General features: G+C 70.5%; 3 protein-coding genes and 2 tRNA genes. 4 read left to right on the forward strand and 1 reads right to left on the reverse strand.

Annotation, left to right across the window (positions count from 1 at the left end; all coding sequences use genetic code 11):
- Positions 1–2,438: glycosyltransferase family protein (locus tag PLJ28_RS14745; RefSeq protein WP_324590327.1), on the reverse strand; the 2,438-nt coding region annotated here is incomplete at its 3' end.
- Positions 2,439–2,595: 157 nt separating this feature from the next.
- Between PLJ28_RS14745 and PLJ28_RS14750 the strand changes: the two genes are divergently transcribed.
- From PLJ28_RS14750 to PLJ28_RS14765, 4 genes are all read left to right on the forward strand, one after another.
- Positions 2,596–3,390, forward strand: coding sequence for a fumarylacetoacetate hydrolase family protein (locus PLJ28_RS14750; protein ID WP_183524745.1), 795 nt, complete (start codon positions 2,596–2,598; stop codon positions 3,388–3,390).
- A 45-nt stretch (positions 3,391–3,435) separates the two neighbouring features.
- Positions 3,436–4,989: a glutamate--tRNA ligase gene (gltX, locus tag PLJ28_RS14755; protein ID WP_324590328.1), complete on the forward strand. Its 1,554-nt coding sequence runs from the start codon at positions 3,436–3,438 to the stop codon at positions 4,987–4,989.
- Positions 4,990–5,139: 150 nt separating this feature from the next.
- Positions 5,140–5,211, forward strand: a tRNA-Gln gene (locus PLJ28_RS14760).
- Between the two features lie 101 nt (positions 5,212–5,312).
- Positions 5,313–5,388: transfer RNA gene (locus tag PLJ28_RS14765), tRNA-Glu, on the forward strand.

Below are 5,388 nucleotides of genomic sequence, written 5' to 3' on the forward strand. Positions count from 1 at the left end.
CTCGCCCGGAAGCGGCCCACCGGCCGGTTCGACGGCACGGGGATGCCCACGCCGGCGGGCTGCAGGCCGACGAACCGCGTCGGCTGGGGCGCCTTGCGCAGGGCCGGCACCCCGGTCCCCACGGCGTTCTCCGCCGGGACCTCGTAGACCGCCTGCGGCGTGGGGGAGTCGGCGATCATCCGCGCGGACACGGCCAGGCACTGCTCCGCCTCGGCGCGCAACCGCGCCAGGGCGGTCAGCGTGGACTCGGAGAACCCGGCCCGGCCGGCCTGCAGACCGTCGCGGACCCGGCCCGTGAGGGCGGTGCGGTCCACGGTCAGCGGCAGGCACCAGTCGCCGCGCTCGACCTCGTCGAAGTGACGGCCGACCTTGGGGTCGTAACCGAGCCCGACGACGGGCACCCCGCAGCGGTGGGCCACCAGGGCCGCGTGCAGGCGCATCGCCACCAGCAGGTCCATGGCGCCGTAGAGCGCCACGAGGGTGTCCAGGTCCAGGGGCCCCTCGGGGGTCCAGGTCTCGGAGCCTTCCGGCAACTGCTCGAACACGCGCTCGATTGCCGCGACGTCGAAGGCCGCCCCGGACTGCATGGGCACCGAGACGTAGAGCGGGGCGGGGCCCCCGGCGGGCGTCGCGTCCGCGAGGGCACCGGCCACGGTGGCCGCCACGGCGTCCATGTCCTCGTGCGCCCACGGGCGCAGGTTGACCCCGATGACCGGCCGGCCCTCCTCCCGGGCGCGGGCGACGGCGGCCGGCAGGGACTCGCGGACGTCCTCGGCCGCCGGCAGCGGGACGGCGTGGACGACGTCGGGCCCGGTGGTGATGCGGTCGGCGTCGACCGGCAGGGAGCGCAGCAGCTCGGCGGACTCGGGGTCCCGGACGTACAGCGACGAGGTCTGGTTCGCGAGGTACCGCACGGTGGCCCGCGCGTCCTCGTCGGTCAGCGGTCCGACGCCCATGCCGACGACGTGGTAGGGCTTGTCGAGCACGCGTCCCATGAGCGGCAGGATGCCGAAGCCGGCCATGGAGATGGTGGCCCCCGTGAACAGGCCGAGCAGCCCGCCGGCCCGCTCGAAGGTGTAGTCGTGCCAGAGCCCGCCGCCGCCCACGACGACCGCGGCCGCAGTGTGCACCTCGTAGGCGGCCGCGTTGAGGTTGCGCCGCGTGAACGCCTGCAGGCCGTGGGAGGCCTCCACCCGCTGCGCGTTCTCCGCGGCCACCTGGACCTGCACGGCCGGGTCCGCCCGGTGCAGGGCGTGGGACACCGACTTCAGGATCAGCTCGTCGCCGATGTTCCCGGCTCCGTAGAAGCCCGCCAGGATGACCTTCTTCGCCCGCGGCAGCGACTCCGAGAGCGTGCGGGACAGGGTCTCGCGGCGCTCGGCGTCGAGCCACGGGAAGGAGGCCTCGTCGAGGGAGCGGAAGGTGGAGAACAGGTCCATCCAGCGGTGCTCGTACAGGTGGTTCTCGACGACCCGGCGGAACCCGTTCTCCGCGATCCGGTCGTACTCCTCGGGGTGGTCCAGGAGGAAGCGGATCTGGCGGGCCAGGTCCTCCTCGTCCTCGTAGCCGATGATCTCCTCGCCGTACTCGAAGAAGTCGGCCATCTCGTCGAAGTTCCCGGTCGCCACCAGGGCGCCCTGGCCGGCGGACTCGAACACGCCGCACTTGATGTTGATGAACCCGGCACGGGTCAGCGGGAAGTTGACGTGGATCCGGCCGCCCTTGAGCGCCTGGACCATCTCCGTCCCGGCCACGGGCTCGGACCCGGGCAGCTCCCAGCCGCGCCCGTAGGTCTTGACGTCGAACTGCCGGTCGAGGGCCGTCATGACCTTGTTGCGGTCCGGGCGGTCGTGGGCGTGACCCAGGCAGATGACGTCGTGCTCGAACTCGGGGGCGGTCTTCACGTCCTGCGTGACGAAGCCGCGGTCGATCCCGAAGGGCAGGTACACGGTGTTCACCACCCCGGCGTCCCGGTACATCTGCAGGGCCGTCTGGGAGTTGGTGGTGTGGACGTCGAAGGTGTGGACGTGGTCCTTCACGGAGGGGAAGACGTCCGGGTCGGACAGGGTGGTGCCCACGAGCATGATCCCGCGGTCCTTCAGGAGACGGGCGTCCTCCTCGGTGAACACCATGCCGCCGGCACACAGGATGATCATCTGCGGCCGGAACTCGTCGACCATGTGCTTGATGCGGTCGTACGGGACGTAGATGGGTCCCATGCCGCCCATGGCCCCGTGGGGGTTGTCCAGGATGCGGTGCTGGGAGGTGTCCACCTGGAGCACGTGGTGCCCGAGGTTGCGCAACGAGCGGTACAGGGAGGAGACGATGTCGGTGGTGCCGTTGATCGACTTGCCGAGGAACATGATCCGCCAGTGGAAGCCCTGGTCGAAGACTTTCGTGGAAAGTTCCCGGCGGAGGTGCTCGATGGTGGGATTCACGGTCCTGCTTTCACTCATGCCTGTGTGATGCCCGGCGGATGATTCCCGTCACGGGTGGGCCCGGGCCCGGCCTCGCGGCCCGGCCCCAGTATTCCACAGGGGCGGGGGCCCTCTGCCGGGGTGCCCGGCCCCGCTGCCGTGCCACTAGGCTCGGGGCATGCGCATCGCCCGTTTCGTCGCCCAGTCAGAGCCCGCGTACGGCATCGTCGAGGGGGAGCCGGACGCCCCCCTGGAGGAGCTGACGATCACCGAACTGCACGGTGACCCGTTCTTCCAGGGCATCCATCCCACCGCCACGCGCCACGCCCTGGCCGACGTGCGGCTGGTGGCCCCCATCATCCCGCGGTCCAAGGTGGTGGGCGTCGGACGCAACTGGGCGGGCCACGCCGCCGAGCTCGGCAACGAGGTTCCGGACCGCCCCCAGTTCTTCCTCAAGCCCAACACCTCCGTGGTCGGACCGGGGGAACCGGTCACGCTGCCGTCCTGGTCCGAGGAGGTCTCCTACGAGGCGGAACTCGCGGTCGTCATCGGGACCATCTGCAAGGAGGTCCCGGTGGACCGCGTGGACGACGTCGTGTTCGGCTACACCGTGGCCAACGACCTCACCGCCCGGGACGCGCAGCGCGCGGACCTGCAGTGGGCCCGGGCGAAGGGCTTCGACGGCGCGTGCCCGCTGGGGCCGTGGATCGAGACCGGTCTGGACACCTCCGCCACGGAGGACCTGCGCATCACCATGACCCTGGACGGCCGGACCGTCCAGGACGGCACCACCGCGGACATGGTCTTCGGCGTCCGTGAGATCGTGGCCGCGGTCTCCGAGGCCTTCACGCTGCTGCCCGGGGACGTCATCCTCACCGGGACGCCGGCCGGCGTCGGCACCGTCGAGGCGGGCCAGCGCACCGAGGCGACGGTCGAGGGGATCGGCACCCTGGCCAGCGTCTATCGCCGCTGAGCGCCGGCCGCGCCGGCCGGCGTCGATAATAGACTGGCAGTCATCATGACGACTGCACACTCCGCCACGGCCCCCGCCGACATCCCCGCCGTCCCCGCCGACGCCCCGGTCCGCGTCCGTTTCTGCCCCTCACCGACCGGAACCCCGCACGTCGGACTCATCCGCACCGCCCTGTTCAACTGGGGCTGGGCCCGGCACACGGGCGGGACCATGGTGTTCCGGATCGAGGACACCGACGCCAAGCGTGACTCCGAGGAGAGCTACCAGCAGCTGCTGGAGGCCATGTCCTGGCTCGGCATCGACTGGGACGAGGGCGTGGAGGTGGGCGGCCCGCATGCGCCCTACCGCCAGTCCCAGCGCGGTCAGATCTACCAGGACGTGATCGCCCGGCTCAAGGACGCCGGGTACATCTACGAGAGCTTCTCCACGCCGGAGGAGATCGAGGCCCGCCACCGTGCCGCGGGCCGGGACCCCAAGCTGGGATATGACGGTTACGACCGTGACCTGACCCCCGAGCAGGTGGCCGGGTTCCGCGCCGAGGGCCGCCAGCCCGCGCTGCGCCTGCGCATGCCGGAGGAGGACATCACCTTCACGGACACGGTGCGCGGTGAGATCACCTTCCAGGCCGGTTCGGTCCCGGACTTCGTGGTGGTGCGCCCGGACGGTTCCCCGCTCTACACCCTGGTCAACCCCCTGGACGATGCCCTGATGGAGATCACGCACGTGCTGCGCGGCGAGGACCTGTTGTCCTCCACGCCGCGGCAGATCGCGCTCTACCGGGCCCTATACGCCATCGGGGTGGCGAAGTACATGCCCGCGTTCGGCCACCTGCCGTACGTGATGGGGGAGGGCAACAAGAAGCTGTCCAAGCGGGACCCGCAGTCCAACCTTTTCCTGCACCGCGAGCACGGGTTCATCCCCGAGGGCCTGATCAACTACCTGGCGCTGCTGGGCTGGTCGCTCTCGGCGGACGAGGACATCTTCACCCGAGAGCAGTTCGTGCAGCACTTCGACGTGCACCACGTGCTGGCCAATCCGGCCCGGTTCGACGAGAAGAAGGCCACCGCGATCAACGGGACCCACGTGCGGATGCTGGACGGCCAGGACTTCCGCGACCGGCTGGTGCCCTACCTGCAGCAGGCCGGTCTCGTGTCCGACCCGTTGACGGCGCGCGAGGGCCAGGTCCTCGACGCCGCCGCCCCGCTGGTGCAGGAGCGCGTGGCCCTGCTGGGCGAGGCCGTGGACATGCTCGCCTTCCTGTTCCAGGCCGATGACCAGATCACGACGGCGGACGGGGCCCTCAAGGGCATGCCCGCCGACCTGGGCGGCGCCCTGGCCGCGGCGCGACGCGGACTGGCCGGGATCGAGGACGGTGACTGGAGGACCGAGGCCATCGAGGCCGCGCTGCGGCGTGAGCTGATCGACGGGCTCGGCCTCAAGCCGCGTCAGGCCTTCGGGCCCGTGCGGACCGCCGTGTCCGGCAAGAAGGTCTCGCCGCCGCTGTTCGAGTCCCTCGAGATCCTGGGGCGGGACTCCGCCCTGGCGCGCCTCGACCGGTTCGCGGCAGAGCAGGCCGCCCGCACCACGGACGCCGGCTGAACCGGGGCCCGGCCGGGGTGACGGAGCCCACCCCGGCGCCGTTTTGTCATCGGCGCCGATCGCCGGTATAGTAAACACCCGTGCCAGGGAGACCTGGTGCGGATGGCCCAAGGGAATCCCGGGTGACCGGATCATTCACTTGACAGCCATTGGGGTATGGTGTAATTGGCAACACAACGGTTTCTGGTACCGTCATTCTAGGTTCGAGTCCTGGTACCCCAGCGGATTTCACCGATTTGGTGAAAGCCCCCAGAGTATGAAATACTTCTGGGGTTGCCCGGAGAGAAACGCCAGTCAGGCGGGACTTGACGGACAACGGTGACGGCCCCATCGTATAGCGGCCTAGTACGCCGCCCTCTCACGGCGGTAACGCGGGTTCGAATCCCGCTGGGGTCACCA

It is taken from the genome of Citricoccus sp., assembly GCF_035445025.1.
GTDB lineage: Bacteria > Actinomycetota > Actinomycetes > Actinomycetales > Micrococcaceae > Citricoccus.